The organism is Agrobacterium sp. 22-226-1 (assembly GCF_053522345.1).
The window spans coordinates 34446-55281 of sequence record NZ_JBNWCP010000016.1 but is presented as its reverse complement, the minus strand read 5'-3'; the positions used below and the strand labels follow the sequence as shown (position 1 = coordinate 55281).

The 20836-nt window shown below is 61.1% G+C and carries 25 protein-coding genes; 5 read left to right on the top strand and 20 right to left on the bottom strand.

The window, feature by feature from the left end; all coding sequences use genetic code 11:
- The first annotated feature begins 49 nt into the window (after positions 1 to 49).
- Positions 50 to 412: a nuclear transport factor 2 family protein gene (locus ACQZ5K_RS22265; RefSeq protein ID WP_448741424.1), complete on the top strand. Its 363-nt coding sequence runs from the start codon at positions 50 to 52 to the stop codon at positions 410 to 412.
- Positions 413 to 454: 42 nt separating this feature from the next.
- On the opposite strand, the gene dxs is transcribed toward ACQZ5K_RS22265, so the two are convergent.
- The 7 genes from dxs to ACQZ5K_RS22230 form a co-directional block, all read right to left on the bottom strand.
- Complete coding sequence (gene dxs, locus ACQZ5K_RS22260; RefSeq protein ID WP_174056403.1) at positions 455 to 2374, bottom strand: 1-deoxy-D-xylulose-5-phosphate synthase; 1920 nt, start codon at positions 2372 to 2374, stop codon at positions 455 to 457.
- A 99-nt stretch (positions 2375 to 2473) separates the two neighbouring features.
- On the bottom strand, positions 2474 to 3397 hold the full coding sequence (locus ACQZ5K_RS22255; RefSeq protein WP_448741423.1) for a pirin family protein: 924 nt from the start codon (positions 3395 to 3397) through the stop codon (positions 2474 to 2476).
- Between the two features lie 264 nt (positions 3398 to 3661).
- Positions 3662 to 3916: an exodeoxyribonuclease VII small subunit gene (locus tag ACQZ5K_RS22250; RefSeq protein WP_003503059.1), complete on the bottom strand. Its 255-nt coding sequence runs from the start codon at positions 3914 to 3916 to the stop codon at positions 3662 to 3664.
- 2 nt (positions 3917 to 3918) lie between these two features.
- Entirely contained in the window at positions 3919 to 4854 is a 936-nt protein-coding gene (locus ACQZ5K_RS22245; RefSeq protein WP_448741422.1) for a histone deacetylase family protein, read from the bottom strand.
- A 25-nt stretch (positions 4855 to 4879) separates the two neighbouring features.
- Positions 4880 to 5443 (bottom strand): biotin transporter BioY, encoded by a 564-nt coding sequence (locus ACQZ5K_RS22240; RefSeq protein ID WP_020010590.1) that lies wholly within the window; start codon positions 5441 to 5443, stop codon positions 4880 to 4882.
- A 31-nt stretch (positions 5444 to 5474) separates the two neighbouring features.
- Positions 5475 to 6080 (bottom strand): CbiQ family ECF transporter T component, encoded by a 606-nt coding sequence (locus ACQZ5K_RS22235; protein ID WP_448741421.1) that lies wholly within the window; start codon positions 6078 to 6080, stop codon positions 5475 to 5477.
- On the bottom strand, positions 6077 to 6757 hold the full coding sequence (locus ACQZ5K_RS22230) for an energy-coupling factor ABC transporter ATP-binding protein (RefSeq protein ID WP_448741420.1): 681 nt from the start codon (positions 6755 to 6757) through the stop codon (positions 6077 to 6079). The genes ACQZ5K_RS22235 and ACQZ5K_RS22230 overlap by 4 nt, the downstream gene beginning before the upstream one ends.
- 112 nt (positions 6758 to 6869) lie before the next feature.
- On the opposite strand from ACQZ5K_RS22230, the gene ACQZ5K_RS22225 reads away from it, so the two are divergent.
- A complete protein-coding gene (locus ACQZ5K_RS22225; RefSeq protein ID WP_448741419.1) occupies positions 6870 to 8063 on the top strand; it encodes a winged helix-turn-helix domain-containing protein in 1194 nt (397 codons plus the stop codon).
- Between the two features lie 162 nt (positions 8064 to 8225).
- On the opposite strand, the gene ribB is transcribed toward ACQZ5K_RS22225, so the two are convergent.
- The 3 genes from ribB to ACQZ5K_RS22210 are packed head-to-tail and all read right to left on the bottom strand — an operon-like array spanning position 8226 to position 10833.
- Complete coding sequence (gene ribB / locus ACQZ5K_RS22220; protein WP_003521085.1) at positions 8226 to 9326, bottom strand: 3,4-dihydroxy-2-butanone-4-phosphate synthase; 1101 nt, start codon at positions 9324 to 9326, stop codon at positions 8226 to 8228.
- 12 nt (positions 9327 to 9338) lie between these two features.
- On the bottom strand, positions 9339 to 10436 hold the full coding sequence (aroC, locus tag ACQZ5K_RS22215; RefSeq protein ID WP_003521087.1) for a chorismate synthase: 1098 nt from the start codon (positions 10434 to 10436) through the stop codon (positions 9339 to 9341).
- Between the two features lie 4 nt (positions 10437 to 10440).
- Positions 10441 to 10833, bottom strand: a complete 393-nt coding sequence (locus ACQZ5K_RS22210; RefSeq protein ID WP_448741418.1) for a hypothetical protein — start codon at positions 10831 to 10833, stop codon at positions 10441 to 10443.
- Positions 10834 to 10873: 40 nt separating this feature from the next.
- On the opposite strand from ACQZ5K_RS22210, the gene ACQZ5K_RS22205 reads away from it, so the two are divergent.
- Positions 10874 to 11134 (top strand): DUF1344 domain-containing protein, encoded by a 261-nt coding sequence (locus tag ACQZ5K_RS22205; RefSeq protein ID WP_003521088.1) that lies wholly within the window; start codon positions 10874 to 10876, stop codon positions 11132 to 11134.
- Between the two features lie 208 nt (positions 11135 to 11342).
- On the opposite strand, the gene ACQZ5K_RS22200 is transcribed toward ACQZ5K_RS22205, so the two are convergent.
- The 4 genes from ACQZ5K_RS22200 to ACQZ5K_RS22185 all read right to left on the bottom strand — a co-directional run bounded on the left by ACQZ5K_RS22200 (position 11343) and on the right by ACQZ5K_RS22185 (position 14693).
- Positions 11343 to 11936 (bottom strand): histidine phosphatase family protein, encoded by a 594-nt coding sequence (locus ACQZ5K_RS22200; protein WP_003521089.1) that lies wholly within the window; start codon positions 11934 to 11936, stop codon positions 11343 to 11345.
- Positions 11937 to 11966: 30 nt separating this feature from the next.
- Positions 11967 to 12785 carry an enoyl-ACP reductase FabI gene (fabI, locus tag ACQZ5K_RS22195; protein WP_003521090.1) on the bottom strand — a complete coding sequence of 273 codons (819 nt, stop codon included), beginning with the start codon at positions 12783 to 12785 and terminating at the stop codon, positions 11967 to 11969.
- Positions 12786 to 12916: 131 nt separating this feature from the next.
- Positions 12917 to 14032, bottom strand: coding sequence for a DnaJ C-terminal domain-containing protein (locus ACQZ5K_RS22190; protein WP_196379528.1), 1116 nt, complete (start codon positions 14030 to 14032; stop codon positions 12917 to 12919).
- A gap of 211 nt (positions 14033 to 14243) precedes the next feature.
- Positions 14244 to 14693 carry an RT0821/Lpp0805 family surface protein gene (locus ACQZ5K_RS22185; protein ID WP_448741453.1) on the bottom strand — a complete coding sequence of 150 codons (450 nt, stop codon included), beginning with the start codon at positions 14691 to 14693 and terminating at the stop codon, positions 14244 to 14246.
- A 56-nt stretch (positions 14694 to 14749) separates the two neighbouring features.
- On the opposite strand from ACQZ5K_RS22185, the gene pdxH reads away from it, so the two are divergent.
- Positions 14750 to 15370 (top strand): pyridoxamine 5'-phosphate oxidase, encoded by a 621-nt coding sequence (gene pdxH / locus ACQZ5K_RS22180; protein WP_304982265.1) that lies wholly within the window; start codon positions 14750 to 14752, stop codon positions 15368 to 15370.
- A gap of 31 nt (positions 15371 to 15401) precedes the next feature.
- Here the strand turns inward: pdxH and ACQZ5K_RS22175 are convergent, their stop codons facing one another.
- Entirely contained in the window at positions 15402 to 16181 is a 780-nt protein-coding gene (locus tag ACQZ5K_RS22175) for a sulfite exporter TauE/SafE family protein (RefSeq protein ID WP_035263541.1), read from the bottom strand.
- Between the two features lie 154 nt (positions 16182 to 16335).
- Here ACQZ5K_RS22175 and ACQZ5K_RS22170 point away from each other — a divergent pair, with 154 nt between their 5' ends.
- Positions 16336 to 16641, top strand: a complete 306-nt coding sequence (locus tag ACQZ5K_RS22170; RefSeq protein WP_060722994.1) for a pyrophosphohydrolase domain-containing protein — start codon at positions 16336 to 16338, stop codon at positions 16639 to 16641.
- Between the two features lie 54 nt (positions 16642 to 16695).
- On the opposite strand, the gene ACQZ5K_RS22165 is transcribed toward ACQZ5K_RS22170, so the two are convergent.
- The 5 genes from ACQZ5K_RS22165 to ACQZ5K_RS22145 form a co-directional block, all read right to left on the bottom strand.
- Positions 16696 to 17073 carry a hypothetical protein gene (locus ACQZ5K_RS22165; RefSeq protein ID WP_448741417.1) on the bottom strand — a complete coding sequence of 126 codons (378 nt, stop codon included), beginning with the start codon at positions 17071 to 17073 and terminating at the stop codon, positions 16696 to 16698.
- A gap of 138 nt (positions 17074 to 17211) precedes the next feature.
- Positions 17212 to 17877 (bottom strand): HAD family hydrolase, encoded by a 666-nt coding sequence (locus ACQZ5K_RS22160; RefSeq protein WP_196379531.1) that lies wholly within the window; start codon positions 17875 to 17877, stop codon positions 17212 to 17214.
- Positions 17878 to 17880: 3 nt separating this feature from the next.
- Complete coding sequence (locus ACQZ5K_RS22155; protein ID WP_003521098.1) at positions 17881 to 18318, bottom strand: bleomycin resistance protein; 438 nt, start codon at positions 18316 to 18318, stop codon at positions 17881 to 17883.
- 201 nt (positions 18319 to 18519) lie between these two features.
- Positions 18520 to 19935, bottom strand: coding sequence for a metalloprotease TldD (gene tldD / locus ACQZ5K_RS22150; protein ID WP_448741416.1), 1416 nt, complete (start codon positions 19933 to 19935; stop codon positions 18520 to 18522).
- Between the two features lie 82 nt (positions 19936 to 20017).
- A complete protein-coding gene (locus ACQZ5K_RS22145) occupies positions 20018 to 20542 on the bottom strand; it encodes an invasion associated locus B family protein (RefSeq protein WP_003521101.1) in 525 nt (174 codons plus the stop codon).
- Positions 20543 to 20836: the final 294 nt, after the last annotated feature.

Sequence of the window (20836 nt, the reverse complement as noted above, 5' to 3'; positions counted from 1 at the left end):
CTTCCCGACCCCCGGCATGTTTGGGCTGTCAACCAGAAGGAGCGCAATCATGACGCAGCATCTCGCAATCGCCGAAACCTATCTCGCAGCCTGGAACGAGGAGGACAATGAACGCCGCAGGCATCTCGTCGGTCAGGCATGGGCAGAAAATACGCGCTACGTCGATCCGCTGATGCGGGGCGAAGGCCAGCAGGGGATTGCCGCGATGATCGAGGCGGCGCGGCAGAAGTTTCCGGGATATCGTTTCGTGCTCACAGGCACCCCGGACGGCCACGGCAATTTCACCCGTTTCTCGTGGCGTCTCATTTCGCCTGACGGAGACGATGTCGCTGGCGGAACCGATGTCGTCAGCCTGAATGCCGAGGGGCGGATCGAAAACGTTGTCGGTTTTCTCGACGGCGCTGCATCCTGAGAAAGAGGCGGGATCGTCCCGCCTCCTGTTCCGGCAATCGTGTCAGCCGGCGAAACCGACGCCGGCCTGACGCTGGCCGAGCGCATTAAATACGGTGGAAACGATGCCGGCCCGGTCGAGGCCGGCATTGGCATACATGGTCTCGGGTTTGGCCTGCTCCACCCACTGGTCGGGCAGGGTCAGGGTCCGGACCTTCGGGCCATGGTCGAGCAGACCAGCGCTCGCCATGAAATGCAGCACATGCGCGCCGAAACCACCGACGGAGCCTTCTTCGATGGTCACCAGAACCTCGTGATGGCTGGCCAACTGGCGGATAAGGTCGAGATCAAGCGGCTTGGCGAAGCGCGCATCGGCAACCGTGGTGGAAAGGCCGGCTGCTTCAAGGTCTTCGGCCGCCGCCAGGCATTCCGCAAGGCGCGTGCCGAAGGAGAGCAGCGCGACCTTGGTGCCTTCCTTGATGATGCGGCCCTTGCCGATCTCAAGAATCTCACCGCGCGCGGGCATCTCGACGCCCACACCTTCGCCGCGCGGGTAACGGAAGGAAATCGGGCCTTCGTCATAGGCCGCCGCCGTGCGCACCATATGTTTCAGCTCGGCCTCGTCGGACGCCGCCATCACCACCATGCCGGGCAGGGTGGCGAGGAAAGTCGTGTCGAACGAACCGGCATGGGTCGGCCCATCCGCGCCGACAAAACCGGCGCGGTCGATGGGGAAACGTACCGGCAGGCTCTGGATGGCCACATCATGCACCAGCTGGTCGTAACCGCGTTGCAGGAAGGTGGAATAAAGCGCGCAGAACGGCTTGTAACCGTCAGCCGCAAGCCCGGCCGCAAAGGTGACGGCATGCTGCTCGGCAATGCCGACATCGAAGGTGCGGGACGGGAAAAGCTCGGCCATCTTGTCGAGGCCTGTGCCGTTCGGCATGGCGGCGGTGACGCCGATGATCTTGTCGTCGAGGGTGGCTTCCTGGATCAGCGCTTCGGCGAAGACGCTGGTATAGCTCGGCGCATTCGGCTTGGCTTTCGCCTGCGCGCCGGTGATGACGTCGAATTTGTTGACACCGTGATATTTGTCGGCTGCGGCTTCCGCCGGCGCGTAACCCTTGCCCTTCTGCGTCACCACATGAATGAGGACAGGGCCTTTCTGGTTGTCGCGCACATTGCGCAGCACCGGCAAGAGGTGATCGAAGGAATGACCGTCGATTGGGCCGATGTGATAGAAGCCAAGCTCCTCGAACAGCGTGCCACCGGTCACATAACCGCGCGCATGGGTCACGGCGCGGGTAATGGCGCGGTCGATGGTCTTGCCGAGATAGGCGGTGAGTTTCTTGCCGAAATCGCGGAAACCCATATAGGTGCGGCCGGAGGCAAGTCGCGCCAGATAGGCGCTCATCGCGCCCGTCGGCGGCGCAATCGACATGTCGTTATCGTTGAGAATGACGATCAGCCGCGCATCGAGCGCGCCGGCATTGTTCAGCGCCTCGAACGCCATGCCTGCCGACATCGAGCCGTCACCGATGACGGCGATCACCTTACGGTCGCTCTGATCCAGCCCCGCCGCCACGGCCATGCCGAGACCGGCGGAAATGGAGGTGGAGGAATGGCCCGCGCCGAAATCGTCATAGTCACTTTCCGCACGACGCGTGAAACCGGAAAGCCCGCCTTCCTGCCGCAGCGTGCGAATGCGGTCGCGCCGGCCGGTCAGGATTTTATGCGGATAACATTGGTGGCCGACATCGAAGATCAGCCGGTCTTCGGGCGTGTTGAAGACCTTGTGAATGGCAATCGTCAATTCCACCACGCCAAGGCCGGCACCCAGATGGCCACCGGTCTTCGACACGGCGTCGATCATCTCGTCGCGCAGTTCCCGCGCCAGTTCCGGCAGGTCGCGATCGTCGATCTCCTTGAGATCGGAGGGGAAATTCACCCGGTCGAGCAGTGGGGTCTGGGGCATTCCGGTCAATCGTTCGGCCTTTTCTCGTGGTCAGCAGGGGGCACCGGAGCGGCTTTCATGGTGAAAGCCGACGGTCCATTCCTGCATGTCGTACACTTCTATAGAATTTCAACCTTCCGGCAAAGGGACAAACTCTTCTTCGTCGCCGGGAACGATATCGAAGCGTCCGGTTCTCCACTCCTGTTTGGCCTGCTCTATGCGTTCTTTTGATGACGAAACGAAGTTCCACCAGATGTAGCGACGCTGATTGAGCGCCGCCCCGCCGAAGATCATGATGTGACAGCCATTGCTGCCGGCCTGAAGCGTGATGTCGTCACCCGGCCGGAAGACGAGCAACTGGTCGGCGGCGAAGATATCGCCCGCCACATCGAGCGAACCGGACAGAATATAGATCGCCCGCTCCTCGTGATCGGCGGAGAAGGGAAATTTTATCCCCGGCTCCAGCGTCAGGTCGACATAAAGCGTATCGGTAAAGGCCGAAACTGGGGAGGTGAGGCCTTCGAATTCGCCGATCACCACCCGGCCGGAAGCGCCCTTGATATCGATCAGCGGCATATCTTCCCTGGCCGTATGGGCAAAGGCGGGGTCGATTTCTTCCATATGGTCCGGCAGGGCAAGCCATGTCTGCAGGCCGGACATGGAAAGCGGATGGCCGCGCAGGTTTTCCGGCGTGCGTTCCGAATGCACGATGCCGCGCCCGGCCGTCATCAGGTTGATGTCGCCGGGGCGGATGACAAGCTCGGTGCCGAGACTGTCGCGATGCTTGATTTCGCCGTCGAACAGATAGGTGACGGTGGACAGCCCGATATGGGGATGCGGTTTGACGTCGAGCGCCTCACCGGCCTTCAGGATCGCCGGGCCCATGCGATCGAAAAAAATGAAGGGGCCGACGAGACGCCGCTGCCGGGTCGGCAGCGCGCGGCGCACGGCAAAGCCGCCAATGTCGCTGGTGCGGGGAATAATGAGGTTCTCGATGGCGTCGCAGGCAAAAGCATCACCCGCGACGGGATCGTTACCGGGAAAAAAGGACATCGCAAGCTCCTCGTATCGTCTGGGGGCAGTTTATCATAACGGACGGAGAGGGGGAGTATCGGGATGTCGAACGCTGTGTTTGTGCATTGTCACCGGTTGCGCGGGAGAGAGTTGAACGTGGCTTGACCTACAGCCTCCCTCATTCCTGTGCTTGTCACAGGAATCCAGCCGACGCGCGTCTGCGCGGCGATAAGAGTCTTTTCAGCCCAAGGACTTGGTCTGACTAGATTCCTGTGACAAGCACAGGAATGAGGAAGGGGAAAATCACTCCCCGTCCAGCGGCTCCACACCCTGCGGCTTGCCCGCACGGTCGAGGCGAATTTTCTCGATTCGCTTCTCGGCAGCGTTCAACAGCGTTTCGCAATGCTTCTTCAGGGCTTCGCCGCGCTCATAGATGGCGATGGATTCGTCCAGCGCCACGTCTCCGCGTTCCAGGCGAGCGACAATGCTTTCCAGCTCGGCGACGGCTTTTTCGAAGGAATAACCGCTGACATCGGCTGTGTTGGCATTTTCCGTCATGTTCAACCCTTCATCATTCTCAAAATATGCATGGCTGCCGATTCCGCCAGCCCTTCCAGATCATAACCGCCTTCCAGCAGGCTGACGACCCGGTTCGATGTGTATTTATCGGCCATTTCCAGAAGCCGGCCCGTTGCCCAGTCGAAATCCTCACCCACCAGATTGATCTGCGCCAGCGGATCGCGGTGATGCGCGTCGAAACCGGCGGAGATAAGGATGAGATCGGGCGAAAAATCGGCAATCGCCGGTAGCACGCGGGATTTGAAGGCCTCGCGGAAATACTCGCTGCCGGTGTTGGGTGAAAGCGGGGCGTTGACGATGTTGTTCTTCACGCCGGTTTCGTTTTTGTCGCCGCTCCACGGGTAAAGCGGCATCTGGTGGGTGGAACAGAACAGCACGGAGGTGTCGTTCCAGAAGATATCCTGCGTGCCGTTGCCGTGATGCACGTCCCAGTCGATGATGGCGATGCGCTCCGCGCCGTGCGCCTTTTGCGCATGGCGGGCGGCAATCGCCACATTGTTGAAAAGACAGAAGCCCATGGCCTTTGCGGTTTCCGCATGGTGGCCGGGCGGGCGGGCGGCGACGAAGACATTGTCGGCAGCACCCGTGAACACGTCGTCCACCGCCGCCATGGCAGCACCGATGCCGGTCAGCGCCGCCTGCAGGCTTTTTTGCGAAACGTAAGTGTCGGCCTCGACGCGGTTGATCTCGCCATCCTCTTCGGGGATCTGCCGCATGATGGCAAGCAGATGCTCCTCCGGATGCGCCAGCAGCACGGCATCCTCATTCGCCTGCGGCGCTTCTTTGCGTTCCAGCCGCTCGAAATTCGGATGTTCGAGCGCGATGTTCAGCGACCGCAGGCGGTCCGGCCGCTCGGGGTGGCCGGATGGCGTGATGTGCTCCAGGAAGATCGGGTGTTCGTATAAACGCGTCGCCATTCTTTTCCTCCCGAAGAAAGTCCGTTCAGGCGCGCTGCGGCAGAAGCGGATAACCCGCCATCACGGCGCGGCCTGCCAGTGCGGCAAGCACGGCCTTCAGCGCATCGCCCGGAATGAAGGCGAGCGAACCCATGAAGGCCTTCTCGAAACCAAGCCCGACGACCAGCGCCAGATAGGTGATGCCGAAAGCATAAAGCACGACCACGCCGCCGATCAGGCTGGCGACGAAGAAACCGATGCCCTGTGTGAGAGCGGACTGGCCGCGATTGACGAGTTTTTCCGAGAGCGTGCCGGTGACGAAAACCGCCGCGATCCAGCCGATCAGGAAGCCGGTGGTCGGCGTCGTGAAGATGGACAGGCCGCCGCGTCCGCCCGAGAGGACCGGCAGGCCGATGGCGGCAATCAGGATTGTCAGCAGCACCGCGAGCGTGCCGCGTTTCGCGCCCAGCACGACACCGGCCAGCATGACGCCGAGCGACTGCGCGGTGATCGGCACGGGAATGAAACCGAGCGTGATCGGCGGCAGAAGCCCGAGTGCGATGATGATGGCGGAAAACAGCGAAATCAGCACAAGGTCGCGGGTCGTCATGGCTCGGAAACTCCGGATGGTTATCTGGCCGTCAGCTTTGGCCTCTGAAACCGCGCGCGTCAATGGCGTCGGCAATGGCATCGGCATCCTTCAACGTCATAATGACGAGCGGCACGATGATGGTGGCCATCCGCACGGGCAGGCCGCGCGCCCGGTGCGCATCGCGCACCGCATGGTAACGGTTGACGATTTCAGGCACGAAACGCACGACGAGCCCGACCGAAAGCCCGATATCGGCGGCCTTCACCAGCCCCAGCCTTTCAAGCGGGGCGGCGGCAAGCGCAATTTCGTCCATGAATTGCGAGATGCTGACGGTGATGGTGACGGCGGTTGCAAGCAGCGCCAGCGCCGTCAGCCGCAAAAGATTGACGCTGGCATCATGGGCCGGAAGCAGGAGATAGCTGAAGGCGGCGACGAGGAAGATGGTCAGCATCACCGGCCGCAGCCGCAGGCATATGTCCTTGAAGGGCAGCCGCGTCTCGCGCAAAATGGCGGTAGCCAAAATCACCGCGCATCCCAGCAAAATCAGGTCGCGGGTGAGAAACAGCGCAATGCTGAAGATCATCAGCGTTAGGAGCTTGAGGCGCGGTGAGACGCGGTAGAGCCAGCCAGTGCCTTCCACATGCAGCGATTTCATCGCGATGCCACCTCCAGATAGCGCGCTACCGCTTCTTCGGGTGCGGCGTCGGCCACCAGGGCGCCTTCATGGAAAACCAGCACCCGGTCGAAACCCGCAACCAGCGGCAGATCGTGGGTGATGACAACAAGCGCCTGCGAAATCGCCGCCATGGTCTTTTCCACGATCGCGCGGTTTTTGAGATCGAGCTGGTTGGTCGGTTCATCGAGAATGAGGATGTGCGGTTCGGTGACCAGAAGCGCGGCCAGCGCGGCAAGCTGCAGCTCCCCGCCGGAAAGCTCATGCGCGCGTCTCTCTTCAAGATGGGAAATGCCAAGCCGGGCAAGAACGGCTTTCACCCGGGCTTCGGTTTCCGTCTTGCCGAGACCGAGCCGTTTCAGCCCGAAGGCGACATCGTCGCGCACGATCGGCAGGATGATCTGGTTCTGCGGATTCTGGAAGATGAAGCCGACCGCCTGCAAGACCGCCTTGGCCTCGTTTACGGTGTCGAGGCCGTTTACCGAAACCTTGCCTTCGCTCGGTTTGTTCAGCCCGTTGATCAGCCGGGCAAAGGTGGTCTTGCCGGAACCATTGAGGCCGATCACGCCGATACGCCGTTCCGTCAATGTCACAGACAGCGGCTGCAGGGCCTGCCGGCCCTCGAAAGCAACACCGGCGGCGTTAAAACGGATTTCCAAGCTCACATCCTCGCGCTCGTTTTCCGGTTCTATACCCCGTCATCAACAGAAGTGAAACAAGGAACAAAAAAAGAACATTGCAATCGCGAAAAAGCCGTTCTACCTTCTGCGCATGGCGATCAAGGTTTCGAACGAAGCGGCAAGGCGGATTTTTCTGGCGCGGCAGGGGCTTTCCTCTCCGCCCGGCAAGGCGCTTTCCAAGGGCGACCTGCTGCAGCTCATCACCGATATCGGTTTCGTGCAGGTGGACAGCATCGGCACGGTGGAGCGCGCCCACCACCAGATTATTTTCTCCCGCAACCAGACCTATAGGCGCGGCCATCTGACCACGCTTTTGGAAAAGGACCGGGCGCTTTTCGAGCACTGGACGCATGATGCCTCCATCCTGCCGACGGAATTTTATCCCTATTGGAAACACCGTTTCCGCCGTCGCGAGCCGATTATTCAGGAGCGGTGGCGCAAATGGCACGGCGAGGGTTTCGATGCGGCTTTCGGCGAAACGCTGGAGCGGATTGCCGCCACCGGTCCGGTTCTGGCGCGGGAGCTGAAGGAGGAGGGGCACCAGTCCGGCGGCTGGTGGAACTGGCATCCCTCCAAGACCGCACTTGAATATCTCTGGCACACCGGCAAGCTCGCGATTGCCGGCCGCGTCAATTTCCAGAAGGTCTATGACCTGGCCGAACGGGTCATTCCCGGCGAGCATCACGAAACCGAGGTAGAACACACCGAATTTGTCGACTGGGCCTGCCGCGAAGCGCTGAAGCGGCTGGGTTTCGCCACCCACGGCGAAATCGCCGCCTTTTTCGATCTCGTCACCCCGCAGGAGGCGAGGGACTGGGTTAAAAGCCATCGCGATGAACTCTGCGAGGTCTCGCTTCTCTCCAGCGACGGGGACAATGCCCGTCCGTCTTTCGCCTTTGCCGATTTCACCGCCGACCTGACCGACGTGCCGGAACCTTCCGCCCGCGTCCGTGTCCTCAGCCCCTTCGACCCGCTGCTGCGCGACCGAAACCGCACGGAGCGGCTATTCGGCTTCTATTACCGCATCGAGGTCTTCGTGCCCGAGCCGAAACGGCAATATGGCTATTATGTCTTCCCGCTTCTGGAGGGTGACAGGCTGATCGGCCGCATCGACATGAAGGCGGATCGCAAGCGCGGCACGCTGGATGTGCGCCGCCTGTGGCTGGAGCCGGGCGTGCGTGCTTCGGCCGGTCGGCTGGAGAAGCTCGACGCGGAACTGGTGAGGCTGGCGAAGTTTACCGGGGTGGAGAGTGTGAACTATCTGGATGGGTGGCGGGAGGTATAATTGCTTCCTCGGCCACGGTCTTTCGTCATGCTCGGGCCTGTCCCGAGCATCTGCAACGGACAACGTGTTGAATGCGTTCGCAGATCCTCGGCACAAGGCCGAGGATGACGTAGAGCGGGCGGAGAGCGCACCAAACCGAAGCGCTCTCGCGACGCCCCAAAATCACCCGATATCCGTCGCCGAAATCTTGATGCCGAACCCCTCGAGACCGACGTAATGCCGCTCGCGTGTCGTCATCAGCTTGATGGAGCTGATACCGAGATCCTTGAGAATCTGCGCGCCGAGGCCGATTTCCAGCCATTCGTTTTCGCGCGAACGGGCCTGCGCATGCGCCTCGTCGGGATCGCGCGCCTTGCGACGTCCGGCCACCTGGCCGACGCCGACCGAGCCTTCGCGCAGATAGACGATGACGCCGCGGCCTTCTTCGGCGATCTTCTGCATGTAATGCCGCACCGGCTGGCGGTCGCCGAACACGTCGTCGGCGACATTTTCCGGGTGCAGGCGCACGGGAATATCGATGCCGTCGCGGATATCGCCGAAAATCACTGCCATATGCTGCATTGGATCCCAGGGCAGGGAATAGGTCTGCGCCTTGGCGGGTCCGAAGGGCGTTTCGATGGTGAAGGAGGATTCCATCTCCACCAGCGTTTCCTTGCGCTGGCGATAGGCGATGAGATCGGCGACCGAAACGTGCTTCATGCCGTGTTTTTCGGCGAAATCCAGCACCTGCGGTCCGCGCATCACCGTGCCATCGTCATTCACCAGCTCGCTGATGACGCCGATGGGCGGCAGGCCGGCGAGCCGGCAGAGATCGACCGCCGCTTCGGTATGGCCGGAGCGCATCAGCACGCCGCCCTCGCGGGAAATCAGCGGGAAGATATGGCCCGGCCGGGTGAAATCGGAAGCGCCGACATTCGGATTGGCGAGATTGCGCACCGTCAGGGTGCGGTCATCGGCGGAAATGCCGGTCGTGGTGCCGTGCTTGAAGTCGACGCTGACGGTGAAGGCCGTGGTATGCGCGCTGTCATTTTCCGCCACCATGGCGTTGAGGTTCAGCCGCTTGGCTTCCTCGCGCGGCATGGGCGCACAGACGATGCCGGAGGTGTGGCGCACGATCAGCGCCATTTTCTCCGGCGTGCAGTGAACCGCCGAAATGATCAGATCGCCTTCGTTCTCACGGTCGTCATCATCGGTCACGACAACGATTTCGCCGGCTTCGAAAGCGCGGATGGCGTCCACGACGCGTTTCTGGTCATAGGCCATGGCGATATCCCCTCACTTCAAACGGCCGGTCTGGCCGCGGTCTCTCAGGTAATGGTCGGCAACGGTGCAGGCGATCATCGCCTCGCCGATCGGAACGGCGCGGATGCCGACGCAGGGGTCGTGGCGGCCCTTGGTACGCACATCAACATTATTGCCATCGGTATCGATGGACAGGCGCTCCGTCAGGATGGAGGAGGTGGGCTTGATGGCGAAGCGGGCAATCACCGGTTCGCCGGTCGCAATGCCGCCCAGAATGCCGCCCGCGTGGTTGGACAGGAAAATCGGCTTGCCGTCATTGCCCATGCGCATCTCATCGGCATTTTCTTCGCCGGAAAGCTCGGCCGAGGCAAAACCTTCGCCGATCTCCACGCCCTTGACGGCGTTGATCGACATCAGGCTGGAGGCGATGTCCTGATCGAGCTTAGCATAAATGGGGGCGCCGATGCCGGCGGGAACGCCTTCCGCTACAACTTCGACCACGGCGCCGATGGAGGAGCCGGCCTTGCGGATGCCGTCCAGATAGTCTTCCCAGACCGGCACCATTTCGGGGTCCGGGCAGAAGAACGGGTTCTGGTCGACCTGATCCCAATCCCAATTGTCGCGGTTGATCTTGTGCTTGCCGATCTGCACCAGCGCGCCGCGCACATTGAGGCTTGGTACCACTTTGCGGGCGATCGCACCGGCGGCGACACGCGCCGCCGTCTCACGCGCGGAAGAACGTCCGCCGCCGCGATAGTCGCGAATGCCGTATTTCAGATCATAGGTGAAATCCGCATGGCCGGGGCGGAAGCGCTTGGCGATCTCGCCGTAATCCTTGGAGCGCTGGTCGGTATTTTCGATCAGCATGGAAATCGGCGTGCCGGTGGTTATCATCGTCTCGCCGTCCTCATCCAGCATCACGCCGGAGAGTACCTTGACGATGTCATCTTCGCGGCGCTGGGTCACGAAACGGCTTTGGCCCGGTTTGCGTTTGTCCATCCAGTGCTGCACCTCGGCAAGGGTGAAGCGAATGCCGGGCGGGCAGCCATCCACCACGCAGCCGAGTGCAGGCCCGTGGCTTTCTCCCCAGGTGGTAACGCGGAAAAGATGACCGAAACTGTTATGCGACATATTTTCAAAACCGGAAAACAGGGCGCCTGCGGATAGCGCCGTTTAAAACAAGCGGATTTGTCTTAGTGTAAATCCCGACAAGGCAAAAGCCTTTCTTTCGCTGCGGCAGGATAAGTGCCGAACACGACATCGACACGCGTCTTCCCCATCCCGGCAACAGGCGCCGGGATGGGAGTGGGCGGCGATTCGGGCCGGCGAGCGCGGCTTTTTTTCGAGATGACGGAAATGTAAATGCGCCGCCGTTTTCCACGTTTATCCGGAGTTTTCCAATATTGCCGCGAAATGCGGTGTAAAAATCACTAACGGCTTGAACACGATCTGAAATCCGTTCATCAATTGGGCCGAAAATGTCATGGTTGCGGGCAATTTCCGCCACATTCGAAAGGCAATTCTTCATGCATGTAAGGTTTTCACGCAAATCCACGAAAGCTAGATCGATGCGTATGATGATTGCCGCCCTTCTGGCTACCGCCAACCTCCTGATGCCCATCAACGGCTACGCCCAGAGCGTCGACGTGGAAGGCACGATCAGCAAGATCGATGCGAATGGGCTGAGCATTACGCTCAATGACGGCAAGACCTATCGCGTGCCGGAAGAGTTCAACTTTGAAGGTTTGAAGGCGGGCGTGAAGGTCGTGGTTTTCTACACGGAAGTGGATGGGAAACGCGTGGTGGACGATCTTCAGGTCGTGCAGTAACGCTGCGATCGCGGCTTTACCCGTTGACGGGGCGAACCCCTGTAATCTCGTTCGGGAAGCACCAACATTTCCGTCATGCCGGATTTGATCCGGCATCCAGACGACGCGTGTCTTGCGCGGCGGGACGAGTTTTTTCAGCCCAAGGACTTGGGCTGGCTGGATCCCGGCTCAAGGCCGGAAAGACGGGAGAGGAGGGGAGCCCTGCGCCTCAACAAATCCACTCCGCACTGTTCCTGTCGATCTCGACCTTCAAAATCCGGTCCTGCGGAATTTGCGTCCTTGATGCCTCGTCCTTGTCCATGCCGGAGACCAGCCGGAAGATCGAGCGGATGACGCCGCCGTGGCAGACGCATATCGTCGGAACCTCGACGGAGGAAAGCCATGCGCCGATGCGCCAGGAGAGGATTTCATAGCTTTCGGCATCCTGGCCGGGGGGAATGAAATCCCACTTGTTGGCCTTGCGCGCCTTCACCCGGTCCGGGAACTCTTTTTTCAGCTCCGGCAGGGTTTGCCCTTCCCAGTCGCCGAAGGAAACTTCGATCAGGCGATCGTCGGTACGATAGGCCTTGGGATCGAGGCCCATCGCGCCGCGCATCAGTTCCATGGTCTCGCGCGTGCGCCCGAGCGGGCTTGCCACATAGTCGAAATCCGTGGCCTGTTCTCCCAGCAGATGCGCCAGGAGTTTGCCGTTACCGACCGCCTGCTGGCGGCCGAAATCGTTGAGCGGAATGTCTTTCTGGCCCTGAAGCCGGCGTATCGCATTCCAGTCCGTTTGTCCGTGCCGGATCACATAGACGAGCAAGGCGATACCCCGTTCTTACACTTTTCAGGCTTAGTCCTTCACCACCGAAATGTCAGGCGCATCCACCGCCTTCATGCCGATGGTGTGGTAACCGGAATCGACATGGTGGATTTCGCCGGTCACGCCGGTCGAAAGGTCGGACAGCAGGTAAAGCGCCGACTTGCCGACTTCCTCGATGGAAACGGTGCGCTTCAGCGGCGCATTGTATTCGTTCCATTTCAGAATATAGCGGAAGTCGCCGATGCCGGAGGCTGCAAGCGTCTTGATCGGGCCGGCGGAAACGGCGTTGACGCGGATGCCGCGATTGCCGAGGTCGACGGCGAGATAACGCACGCTGGCCTCGAGAGCAGCCTTGGCCACGCCCATGACGTTGTAGTTCGGCATGACCTTTTCGGCGCCGTAATAGGTCAGCGTGATGATCGAGCCGCCGTCATTCATGACCGGCTCGGCGCGCTTGGCAACGGCGGCCAGCGAGAAGACGGAAATGTCCATGGTGCGGTTGAAATTATCGCGGCTGGTATCGAGGTAACGGCCGGTCAGCTCATCCTTGTCGGAAAAGGCGATGGCGTGCACGACGAAGTCGATCTTGCCCCAGTGCTTTTCCAGCCCGGCAAAAACCGCATCGATCGTCTCGAGATCGGTCACATCGCAGTGACCGGCCATGAAGGCGCCCAGTTCCTGCGCCAGCGGCTCGACACGCTTCTTCAGCGCGTCGCCCTGCCAGGTCAGCGCAACTTCCGCGCCCGCGTCGGCACAGGCCTTGGCGATGCCCCAAGCGATGGAACGATTATTGGCGACACCCATGATGAGGCCGCGTTTGCCAGCCATGAGGCCGGATGCCTGAGCCATTTTATGCTCCCTAGTACTTTTGATCGGTCCTGCCTATGGCATAGGCTGCAATCCTGTTCAAGATTGCCAAAGATCATCAACTGTTAGGGAGCGTAACAAAGGGTGCGTTGTCCCGGCTATTCGCAAAACTTTCACAAATAAAGGCCTTCGCGCATGTGCCGCATCAGGTCGGTCACCTTTTCATCCGGCTTTTCCAAGAGAACGATGCGCAATTCGATGACGAGATCGCCCTGTCCGCCCTTGCCGTCGGCGAGGCCCTTGCCGGCAAGCCTCAGCACACGGTCCGAGCCGGACCAGGCCGGAATGGTGATGTTTTCCTCACCGAGCGGTGTCCTGACTTTCGTTTCACACCCCAGAACCGCGTCGCTGAGCGAGATCGGCAGCGTCGTGTGAATATCGAAGCCACGAAGGGAAAACGCGTCCTCACGGGCGGTCAGCAAAGTCACGGCAAGGTCGCCGCGCGCCATGTTGGGAAGCTTCAGCCCCTGTCCCTTCAGCCGCACCACGTGTCCGTCGGTCATGCCGGCTTCGAGCTGGAAACGAACCTCGCGTTCGTCGGCAAGCGACACGGTCACCCACTTGTGTTCCAGCAGATCGGCGACCGTGACGGTGGCCTCCGCAGTGATGTCCGGCGCTTTTTCGGGAGCCGGCTGCTGCGTGCGGAACCGGCGCACGAGAGCGCTGAAGAGATTGGCGGCGAGCGATGCGGGTGCTGTCCTGTCATCGCCGGCGCCGGGCTGCGCGGTCTCGCCGGCACCCGGCATATCGCTTTTCGCGGCGCCCGCGGCAGCCTTTGCCGCTTCGGCCGCCTGCTGCACCTTGGGATCGTTCTGTGCTTCCGCGCCAAAAATCCGTTCGACGATATCTTCGGCGGTTTCCGCCTTGGCGTCGGTTTTCTGGCCGGTCTGCGCCCGGTTGCGGGCGTCCGCACGGGCCAGTTCCTCCATCAGCTTTTCAGCCGCCTTGGCGCGCTCGGCAGCCTCGCGCGCCGCTTCCCGCTGCTGCATGATGGTTTCGCCGCGCTGCTTCTTTTCGGCCGCCCTGCGGGCCTGATCGTAGAGATCGCGCTTTTTCGGGTCTTTGAGAAGATCATAGGCCTGCCCGATCTCCGCGAATCGCGCCGAGGCGTCGGGATCGTCGCGATTGGCGTCCGGATGGACGGTTTTCGCCTTCGTGCGCCAGGCGGCCTTGATTTCCTCGTGGCGGGCGTCACGTTTTACGCCGAGGATAGAATATGGATCGCGCATGCGAAACACCAGTTACGTTGGCTCAGGCGCTGCCGCCCTTCATGGCGCAATCCTGAAACTAACCCCTCCGAAAAGGGATGCCCGCGATCATTCGCCTGCACGCCCTCGGTTTAATCAACGTCGACTGTTGCAATAAGTTGCTAATCACTCCTTTACGGAGGAAGCGCGCCGCACCCGGGCCGGCTCTATTCCATATTTAAGGGTAAACAGATTATTTCTGCTCGAAGCGGGTCAGCAGCCATTCGCCGGTTTCCGACAGGCAGGCCTGTCCCGCATAGCTCGCAACGCCCTCGAAAGAGTGGCGCGTCGTCCTGAAATCGCGGCAGACGAAGCCGCTGGATTTGTCTTCGTGAATGGCGGTGACGACGCCGGCGCTGCCGGTGGCGGCATTGGCCCAGGGCAGCGGCTGGTCGGCGAGCTTGGCGAGATCGGCCGACGTCACCGCATTGCGGATCGTTGCATCGTCCGTCTGCGACGCATTGTTCGGCTGGTTGGGAATGGAGGCCGTGGAAAGCGAGCGGTCGACCTTGTCGCCGCCGAACAGGTCGAGGCTGACGCAGCCGCTCAGCACCACAAGCATTGACACGACGGCGGAAACTTCCGCTATCGACGAAAGGAGGCTCTTTGTTCGACTGTTCGACTTTGCTATGACGGTCACCATCTTTCGCCAGAGATCATCTCTGGGGTCCAAATCAGCTCGGGAGCATTTTAGTCAATATGTCGGAAACGGGGTTAACATCCAGTGACTTCACGGAAGAAAATGAACCGTTCACGCTTTTTGCCGAATGGCTGAAAGATGCAACGGCTTCCGAAATCAACGATCCGAACGCGGTAGCGCTTGCTACCGTGGACGAAAATGGCCTGCCGAATGTGCGCATGGTGCTGCTGAAAGGCGTCGACGACCGCGGCTTTGTTTTCTACACGAATTTCGAAAGCCAGAAGGGTCAGGAGATTCTCGGCCAGAAAAAAGCGGCCATGTGTTTCCACTGGAAAAGCCTGCGGCGACAGGTGCGCCTGCGCGGCGAGGTGGAGATCGTCAGCGACGAGGAGGCGGATATCTATTACGCCTCGCGCCCGCGCGGCAGCCGCATCGGCGCCTGGGCTTCCAAGCAGTCTCGGCCGCTGGAAGGCCGTTTCGCGCTGGAAAAGGCGGTGGCGGAATATACCGCCAGATATGCCATCGGCGATATTCCGCGCCCGTCCTACTGGTCCGGTTTCCGCATCCGCCCCGTCAGCATCGAATTCTGGCACGACCGCAAGTTCCGCCTGCATGACCGCATAGAATTCCGCCGCGAGACGCCTGACGGTGCATGGTCCAAGGTCCGCATGTATCCGTAAGGGCGGTCAGGGCAGGCCATTTACGGCCTGTCTATTTCAGCAGCGAATCGAACAGCGGTAGGCCGATGACGGCGGAGATGGCGATCAGCCCATAGCAGATGCGCCGGAACGCCGCCTCGTCGGCAAGCCCGTGCAGTCGCGCGCCGGCATAAAGCCCGGCCCCGTAAAAGGGCAGGGCGAGCAGGAAAAAGACGAAGACATCGGCGGTGAACAGGCCGCTGACAAAATAGCTGCCGGTGGAGATCACGGTCGAAATCGCGAAATATAAAATGACGTTGGCGCGCACGAAGGCGCCTTTGAGGGCGCCGCCGAGCCAATAGGCGACGACCGGCGGACCGCCCAGTTGCGCAGCCCCCGAAAACAGCCCGGCCAGAAACCCGGTGAAGAGGGTCAGCGGCGTCTTCGGCCGGCCGCTGTAACGCCAGCCGGAAAGTAGAAACAACAGCAGCATCACGACCACGGCGGAGATGATCCAGCGCAGCGTCAGCGGATCGCCGTTGGAAAGCAGCATGGTTCCAAGCGGCACGCCGACAAAGGCGCCGGCCGCCATGATGAAGACTTCGCGCCGGTCCGCCATGCGCCATGCGGGCGGTATCATGCCGAGCGTCAGCACGGCGTCCACCACCAGCAGCACTGCCGAGGCGACACGCGGCCCGACGATGGCGCTTGCGAGCGGGATGAAGATGAGCGCCGCACCGAAACCGGAAAAGCCGCGGGCAAGGCCGGCGAGAAAGGCGGCGCCCGCAAACATGGCGAGCAGTGTCGGACTATGCGCGGTGATGAGGGACGAGAAAAAATCGAGGTGGGACATGGGCGATGGCACGGTTGTTCGAATATCTTTTCTCTATCCCGCCTGCATGTACATGTCGCGGAAATTTCAGTTCATGGCTGCGTGACGCCCTGACGGGTCGACGCCGTCAGAGAATCATGATTAGAGTTGTAGCGCATGAACAAAGGATGAACAAATGTTTGCTGACATGATGCCTCGGTTTGAAGAGGCCTCGCAAAAATATGCCGCTGAAAACGGAATATTCCGCGACCCCGACTGGTACATGCTGAAGCTTCAGGAAGAGGTTGGCGAGGTCACACAGGCCTGGAATCGGCTGACAGGACGGGGGCGCATCAAGGGCAGGAGCAAAGAGGAGATGAAGCGGGATCTGGCCGACGAAACCGCCGATCTGCTCGGCCATGTGCTGTTGCTGGCCCATTATAACGGTCTCGATATTGAAGGAGCGATCGAGCGTAAGTGGCGTTTCAGGCCGGGGGCGTGACGATACGCCGAACGGCGGCTTGATCCTTGCGGTATCGCGCCTCTGGCGATGCGGCTAGGAGAAGGCGACGATAAAGAACAGGATCGCAAGAGCGGCAGCCACAGGCGTCATCACCAGCCGCTCCGGGCGGCTTTTCGACATTGCGTTCAATCCAGCGCTCACCCCCAGATAGCAGGCGATGATCCAGATGCCGGGTTCGATCCAGCCGGATGGCCAGATGTGAGCATAACCCGCCTTTTGCAGCGGAAAGGACGCGAAAAAGGCATAAATGAGCGGAACCGCCGCGCTGGCAATTCTTTGCCGGACCGGCAACACCCGGTGCGCGCCGCCCCAGGCAAGGCGTCCGAAGGGTGCACCGGCTGCAAGGGCAATCTGGAATAGGGACAGAACCAGTAGTATCAGCGTTACGAGCGACACGGCAAAAGGCGGCATGATCACCCCGCTTATGGATGCGCCGACAAAGGCGCTCGGCCAATCCCGGTGCTGCAGCCGAGATGAGCCTCATCATGAAGCCAAATGGCTAAGGACATGTGACGCCTCTCCGCACTTTCAGCCCGATTTTCATCTCACTCAGGCCTGCGCCTTTTGCAGAAGGCCGGCCACCGCATGCAGGTCGCTTGCAACGGCAATGCACTTCTCCCGCATTTCCTCGGTCGGCGGCGCTACATCCGGCACCATGATCGTCATCATGCCCGCCGATGTCGCGGAGCGTACGCCTGAATAGGAATCCTCCAGCGCAAGGCAGCGGCCCGGATCGAGGGAAAGCCGTCGGGCTGCGGTGAGATAGGGCATGGGTGCGGGTTTCGGTTCGGTATAGTCGCCGCGTGCGACGATGGTGTCGAAACGTCTGAGAAGATCGTGGGGGCCGAGATGGCGCGTCACCGAATCGTGCCGCGACGAGGTGGCGATGGCGCGGCGGATATCGAGGCGGTCAAGCAGATCGAGAATGTCGATGACGCCCGGCTTCAGCGCCACGCCCTCCGCCATCATCACGCCAAGATGCCGGAGCCAGGCGTCGCGGAAGCTGTCGATGGGAAAATCCGCGCCATAATCGGCAAAGATGGTACCGGTGATGACGTCCCACGGGCTGCCACAGACCTTCTGATAGGTCTCGACCTTCATGCCATGGCCGCCTTCATCCGAGGCAGCCAGAAATGAATCGCGATAGAGCCTCTCGCTCTCGATCAGCAATCCGTCCATGTCGAAAACCACGGCCTGCGGAAGAAAAGGCAGCATGACTTAACCGAACCGGAAGGGGCGTTCGCCCAGACTCTCGAACGGGCGGATCAGATAACCGTCCGGATCGGCAACGATGAATTGCCGGTTGCCCACTTCGACCGTGCCGCGCCTGTACCATTTTTCCTCCAGCGGCATGACGAGGTCGATGGAGGATCGCTCCAGCCGGGAAAGAATGGGTTGCAGGGAGGGAACGGCGAGCTGCAGGTTCATGCCGCGGCCGAGCGGAAATTCGAGCGCGGCATTGTCCGTCACGAATGTCCGGGTCGCGCCGATCTGGTCGATCATCAGCTGGGCATCCCCCAGCGCCAGATAGGTAAAACCCTCCTCGGGACGCTCATAGACCACATGAAAACCGATCAGGTCGCAATAAAAGGCGCGGCTTTTCTGCCAGTCGCTGACGGCAAGTTCAGGAACGAGGGCATTTCGTATGATGGTCATGGTCTCCTTTGCCGCGCAGGCCCGTGGTGGGAGGAGGGGCCTGCCATGAGGGATGATCTTACCGTCTTCCCGGCCGCATGCCAGAGGAAACCTCATCATGGCAGCCATGTGCGGGGTTCTGGGCTGACCGTGCGGCGACGCGGCGGGTGAGGACTGTCACGGCAGGTTCGACGTCTCCCGCGACCGCGCAATGCCGTGGAACTAAGCCTTCGTACCGCCGACGGTGATCTGGTCCATGCGCAGATGCGGCTGGCCGACGCCGACTGGCACCCATTGTCCAGCCTTGCCGCAATTGCCGATGCCGGTATCGAGCTTGGAATCGTTGCCGATCATCGAGACGCGCTTCATCGCATCCGGCCCGTTGCCGATCAGCATCGCGCCCTTTACCGGCGCGCCGATCCTGCCGTTCTCGATGAGATAGGCCTCGGTGCAGCCGAACACGAATTTGCCGGAGGTGATATCCACCTGGCCGCCACCGAAGGAAACGGCATAGATACCCTTCTTCACGGAAGCGATGATCTCTTCCGGCGTCCTGTCGCCTGATAGCATGTAGGTATTGGTCATGCGCGGCATCGGCACATAGGCGTAGCCCTGCCGGCGGCCGTTGCCGGTGGGCCTGGCGCCCATCAGCCGGGCGTTCTGCCGGTCCTGCATGTAACCGACCAGCCTGCCGTTCTCGATCAGCACATTATAGCCGGAAGGCGTACCTTCATCGTCGATCGTCAGCGAGCCGCGGCGGCTGTCGATGGTGCCGTCATCCACCACGGTCACGCCGGGGGCGGCGACCATTTCGCCCATCAGGCCGGCGAAGGCCGAGGTTTTCTTGCGGTTGAAATCGCCTTCCAGACCGTGGCCCACCGCCTCGTGCAGCATGACGCCCGGCCAGCCGGAACCGAGCACCACATCCATGGTGCCGGCCGGCGCGTCGATGGCGGTGAGGTTGACGAGCGCCTGGCGCAGCGCTTCATCCGCACCGCGCTGCCAGTTTTCCGTGGTGATGAAATCGCTGAAGCCGACGCGGCCGCCAATGCCGTAGGAGCCGCTTTCCTGCCGGTCGCCTTCGCCCGCCACGACGGAAACATTGATGCGGGTCATCGGCCGGATATCGCTGACGCGATGGCCGTCCGCCCGCAGGATGTCCACCACCTGCCAGCTTGCGGAAATCGTCGCCGTCACCTGCCGGACCTTGTCGTCCTTGTCACGCAGATAGGCGTCGATATCGGTGAGAAGCTTCACCTTCTCCTCGAAGCTCGGGCTGCCGATCGGGTTTTCGTCGCCATAGAACTTCTTGTTGGTGCGCTGGGGTGCGGCGGCATAGGAGCCGGAATAACCGCGGGTGACGGCGCCCACCGCATCCGAAGCGCGCTTCAGCGCGCCTTCGGAAAGCTCGCCGGCATGGGCGTAACCCACCGTCTCGCCGGCAACGGCGCGCAGGCCAAAACCCTGATCCGTGTTGAAAGATCCGCCCTTGAGCCGGCCATTATCGAAAGTCAGCGATTCGGCCTGGGCATGTTCGATGAAAAGCTCGCCATCGTCAGCGCCGGCGAGCGCCTCGCCGACGAGCTTGCGCAATTGCGTTTCGTCGCAATCGAAGAGTTTTACAAGATCGTCGGTCATGGGAGGCTCCAGTCATTATCGTTCAATGACCGATTTAGGCACTGGAGCGGACGGACGCAAGGCTGTCCGGCAATGGCAGGCTTTAAGGAAGCGCGTCGTAGCCCTCGGCAAAGCCGGAAAGCTCGATCGGAATACCCACGCGATCCTGATCCACGGCTTCGCGCAGCGCGAAAACGGCATTCTTGCCGGCGCGCAGAACCTTTAGCAGCTCGTCGTCGATATCCACCTCCACATAGCAGCCTTCGGAGAAGCAGCGGGTGAAATAGGCGCGGCCGATATTATTATTGTCGATATAAAGCTCCATGCCATCCTTCAAAAGCACGCCGAGCGGTGCAAGGATGCGCAGGATGCGCGACTTGCGGTCGGCCGTCTTCAGCACCACCACCGAAAGCCCCACTTCCGGGCGGTCATCGGCGATCACGTTCTGCATCAGCGCGCATTGTTCTTCGGACGCACCCGCTGGCTTGTCGCAGATGACAGACCATGCTCCATGCGTCGACTTCGGCGTGCCGGGCGGCTGCTGTTGCGCCAGCGCCGCAGCGGCGGGAGCGATGATGGCAAGACCGGCGGCGGCAAGAAAAGTGCGCGCGAGCGGGGAAAGACGCATGGATACCTCTGGGATTCGAATCAGTGCGGCTATTTTGACGCCATAATCCGGAAAAAAAAGCCTCAGGCCTTCAATTCCAGCGGAGTTGGGCGGAAATAGGACCTGTCTTCCGGTATGGGCGTCTGATTTGCCCGGCGCAACATTCATTATCCGGCGATGAAACTGGCGGCAAAACCGGCTGTGGGAAGGGGCTTTGTCGCATTTGGGCTGTTTAAAACCGCGTTCGGCCGGTCCGGTGAGGCGTGGGGTGAGAGAAAGTCGCCGTGGATTGACCAATGGCAAAATTGGGGCGCA